At 57.2% G+C, this 4,669-nt stretch carries 3 protein-coding genes and 1 pseudogene; 3 read left to right on the top strand and 1 reads right to left on the bottom strand.

The annotated features are described in order from the left end of the window. Positions 1-560: 560 nt before the first annotated feature. The gene (locus ABSE61_RS36020) at positions 561-1,283 is read right to left on the bottom strand and encodes a response regulator (RefSeq protein WP_423875922.1); all 723 of its coding nucleotides are present in this window, start codon (positions 1,281-1,283) and stop codon (positions 561-563) included. Positions 1,284-1,715: 432 nt separating this feature from the next. On the opposite strand from ABSE61_RS36020, the gene ABSE61_RS36025 reads away from it, so the two are divergent. The 3 genes and pseudogenes from ABSE61_RS36025 to ABSE61_RS36035 form a co-directional block, all read left to right on the top strand. Continuing rightward, positions 1,716-3,374 (top strand): outer membrane beta-barrel protein, encoded by a 1,659-nt coding sequence (locus ABSE61_RS36025; protein ID WP_423875923.1) that lies wholly within the window; start codon positions 1,716-1,718, stop codon positions 3,372-3,374. 67 nt (positions 3,375-3,441) lie between these two features. After that, positions 3,442-4,200 (top strand): outer membrane protein, encoded by a 759-nt coding sequence (locus ABSE61_RS36030; protein ID WP_423875924.1) that lies wholly within the window; start codon positions 3,442-3,444, stop codon positions 4,198-4,200. A 46-nt stretch (positions 4,201-4,246) separates the two neighbouring features. Further along, positions 4,247-4,669: pseudogene (locus ABSE61_RS36035) on the top strand (porin family protein); the annotation flags it as partial.

Below are 4,669 nucleotides of genomic sequence, written 5' to 3' on the forward strand. Positions count from 1 at the left end.
GTCGCTTCGCCGTCAGACACCCAAGGTGGGAGCCGTATGCCCGAATTGGGCCCGTACGGATCTGTGCGGGGGGCGCGAGGTAACTCGCGTCCCTACCGCGAAAGTCACATCGTGAGATGGTGAGGACCGATTTTGACCCACATGTATGGTCCGGCCGTGCGTTGCAAGTGGATTTTGCCAAGCTGGCGGTAGCGGTCTTGCATCAATGTATCCGGCCTTTGATTGGAGCATTTGCTCCGGGCCACTATGGATATCAGCGCGCGTGCGTTCTCATTAACGGACAGGCCTCAACGGGCCATGTGGGTCACCAGTGTTCGCAAGCGCCGGGAAGACCGAACCTCCATCTCGTCTCAACCTCTCGCAGACCTCGGCAGGTAAGGGTTGTCAATCTGGCTACGTCATCGCGGTTTCCTCATCTAATGTTCTCGGGTTCAGCGATCAAACAGGTTGGGCGGTGGCGATCGACCTTGCCTCGAAGTCCCGACCATGGGCCAGGACAGACCAAGCGATGCGGGCCAGCTTGTTGGCCAACGCGATCGCCATCGGGCGGTTTGAAATTATCAGTCCGCCGGCGTCGCTTGAACGCCTTGATAGGATTGAAGGCGGTAGCCGACGCCCCACTCGGTAGTTAATAGTCGTGGGTGTGTCGGATCGGCTTCGATTTTTTCTCGAAGCTCCCGAAACAGGACTCGTAGATGTCGAATGTTTTTCCTCTGCGTGTTACCCCAAATTGCTTGCAGTAACTCGTCGTGCGCAACGACAATATTCAGATTGATTGCGAGCAGCCGCAGAAGATGAATTTGTTGAGGGGATAATTTGATGGGATTGTTATTGAGCGAGACTGTTCGACGAGCGAGATCGATCGACAAAGGGCCAGCGACGACGACGTGATCCGTTGTAGGGCCATTATAATATCGGCGTAGAGCAGCCCCGCAACGAGCGATCAGTTCGGCGATGCCGAACGGTTTGACCAAATAGTCGTCAGCGCCTAGGTCAAAGAGACGGACCTTTTCCATCTCATTTGATTCAGTCGAGAGGATAATGATTGGGACATCCGACCACGATCGGACTCGTTCGAGGACGACAGAGCCACGCAGGTCTGGCAAGGCTACATCGCATATAATGAGGTCCGGTGCGTCAAATGTTGCCGCTCTTAGTCCCTCGGAAGCAATGTTAGCTTCTTGCAACGAGAAGCCGCCATGAAGTTTGAAACCCACACGCAAATAACGCCTTGTCTGCGCATCGGAGCTTATCACAAGCACGACGTTATTCTGCTTGTTCATGAGCTAGGCTGAGGTTGAATTCCTCATCAGCATAGTAGCACACGACATATATGTTCGATAAGCAATCGGGGTCCTCCGCATAGGAAAGAAATAGCTGAGTGAGGTTGATTTGCTCAGCAGGAATTTTGAAGAGCAAGGATACCGCTTGACTCGGCTAAATGTCTCTAAAAAGGCACACAGCGGAACAAACTTTAGTGCGCTGCGCTCGTTTTCGTCCAAAAAGTCAGTCATTTCGACTGGTGTTTGAGCAAGCAGATGGGCAGTTGGCGATCAAAGAAGCATTTCACATCAAACAAGCCGTTCGCCCTATTTTTTTCCTATGAGCTGCGGAACCCAACCGCATCGCTTTTTTGATGCGCCCGTGAACAATGAGGCAAGTTTGGGTTTGTGAATCGCCATTGGGGATCGATGGCAAAAGCTTGGGGCATATTTATGAAAAGAGGTCTTTTGGCAGGCGTCGCGCTCGCGGCGTTGAGCGTATTTAACGGTGCGGAAGCGGCCGACGCGACTGCGCCGGCAAAAACGCCAACGTGCAAGGGTGTCGTCGATCCCTACAAGAACTATGCGTGTCTCGACGCCTATCTCGGCACGACTTTTTTGGAGCGCTTCTTCAACTACTACCGGCTCGAATGGGGCCATGACGCGCCGCCTGCCGATCCCAAGGCGCCTCCCTCTCGCCGTGCGGAGACTGAGGTTCCGCCGACGCCGGAGACGATTCCACCCTATCCCTTCACCGAATGGCCCTATGGCGGCACGACCAGCCTTGGCGTAACACGGCCAAGTTCGATCGACAGCCCGCTGATGGCGGCGCTCGGCAACACCAGCGTCGGAAGCTGGATGAATGACAACCACCTCCAGGTTTACGGCTGGGTCAACTCCGGCGGTAACCTCTCGACTAACACCGTCAAGGGCGGCAACGCGCCGGCGGCGTATGACTACAATCCGAACACCGTGCAGCTCGACCAGGCGGTCGTCTATATCGAGCGGCTTCCCGATACGGTTCAGAAGGATCACGTTGACTGGGGCTTCCGCGTCGCGCCGATCTACGGTGAAAACTATCGCTACACCACCGCTTATGGATTGTTCTCGAGCCAGTTGTTGAATCAGAACCTCAACAACGGCTTCGACATTCCGATGGCCTATGGCGAAATCTTCGTTCCGCAGGTGCTGGAAGGTTTGATGATCCGGATCGGGCGATACATCTCGATCCCGGACATCGAGGCGCAGCTCGCGCCCAACAACTACATGTATACGCACTCGATGACGTATACCTTCGACAACTACACCAACACCGGCGTCGAGTTCACGCTCGCCGCCAACAGGAACTGGATGTTCCAGCTCGGTCTGGTGGTCGGCACCGAGGCGCTGCCCTGGCATGTCGGCGCCAAGATCGCCAATCCGGATCCGAACCCGCTTTATCCGAACACGACCATGCTGAAGGATCCGGGCGCGCAGCCGACCATCACTGCCGGCGTGCGCTGGACCAGCGACTCCGGCAAGGACGACATCAACCTCGTTGCCGACGGCATCAACAACGGCGCCTGGGGTTACAATAACCTCCAGTGGTACGGCATGACCTACTATCACAAGTTCAACGATAAATGGCACATCGCCTTCGAGATGTATGACGAGCATCAGAACAACGTCGCCAACGCGCTCAATCCCACGGTCACAAACGCGCAAGGGACGGGCTTCTTTAATCTTGGGGGAACGCCGTTCTCGCCGCAATACATGCCGTTCAACGCGCCGGGCCTGGCGATCTGCGCCAATGCAGCCATTATCTCTTGTACAGCGGAAGTACGAACCGCTGTGACCTACATCAATTACAGGCCTGGGCCGCTCGATAACATCTCCTACCGTCTCGAATATTTCGACGACATGCAAGGCCAGCGCACCGGCACCAAAACCGGATATTTCGAGACCGGGATCGGCTGGCAGCACTGGTTCTCGCCGCAGATCGAAATCCGGCCGGAGGTTACCTTCTATAAATCTCTGAACGGCTTCGCCTTCAACGGCAACGCGAACCTGGGCATCGCGCCGAACAAGAACACCGCTCTGATTGGTGCGGCAGACATCATCGTCCACTTCTGAGGCGAGGAAGGGCCGCGGCGGCGAGGCCGCCCGGCATTTCATCGGGACAATTCGACAGGGGTCTACAATGAAGCGAATTCTTCTCTCCACTGCCTCACTCGGGGTGTTGAGTCTTCTCACACCGGCACTTGCGGCCGATCTGCCTTACGCCAAGGCACCACCGCCATCGGTCTATGATTGGACCGGCGCCTATGTTGGTGTGTTTGGCGGCGGCGGTGTGGGCAACCACAACGTCAACAACTCGACCGGCCAGGCAGTGCCGTTTGCGGATTACACTGCCAACTACACTTCGCTAGGCGGGCTGGCGGGCGGCGAGGCCGGTTACAACTGGCAGAGCGGCAATTACCTCGTCGGGGTCGAGGGCGATCTGTTCTGGGCCGGCATCAAGGGCAACGACTCGTCGCAATTCGCGGCCGGCGCATTTCCCGGTGTGACTGGGGTGGATGCGGACAATTGGCGCTGGGGCGGCACGTTGCGTGTGCGCGGCGGCTTCACGGTCGACCGCTGGCTGATGTTTTTCACCGGCGGCTACGCTTTCGGCAGCCTTCAGCACACCAATACCGATCCGGTGAACGGGATTGACCGGTTCAATGTCCAGGCCAACGGTCTGACCGCGGGCGGCGGCATCGCCTATGCGATAACCGACAACCTCAGCGCTAAGGTCGAGTACCGCTATACCAACTTCATGGGTTACAACCGGCCGGGCGGCACGCTGACGGGGCTGACGGCGAACGGACAACTGCCCTATACGACCAACAGTTCGTTCTCGGTCGTGTCGATCGGGCTTGATTTCAAGTTCGGCGGTCCCGTCGTCGCGAAGTACTGAGGTTTCTGCGGATTTGATCGGCGCGAGACATGTGATTGGAGAAACCATGAAGAGCATTTTTCTTGGAGCCATAGCGCTGGTCTCGGCCGCAGCGGTCGCTCCTGCCTTCGCAGCCGACTTGCCCGTCAAAGCCGCGATGCCGCCTGGACCGGTCTACGATTGGAACGGCTGGTATATAGGCGGTAACGCCGATGTCGCGTGGGCCGGCCAATCTCTCACCGGTTACTCGGGTGGCCCAGGGACCGCCGCGCTGTTTGCGCCTGGTGGATTGCCAACGTCGCTCACACCCGGAGCCGGCGGTTACTCGGGCGGTGCTCAAATTGGTTACAATTGGCAAGTATCACGAACATGGCTCGTCGGCCTTGAGGCGGATATTCAAGGCGGCGGTTACAAGGGCAATGACAGCATTTCTTCAAACCCGGCGATTGGACCTCTGACCACCTCTGTCGAGCAGCACAGTGACTGGTTT

The organism is Bradyrhizobium sp., from assembly GCF_049519115.1.
Taxonomy (GTDB): domain Bacteria; phylum Pseudomonadota; class Alphaproteobacteria; order Rhizobiales; family Xanthobacteraceae; genus Bradyrhizobium.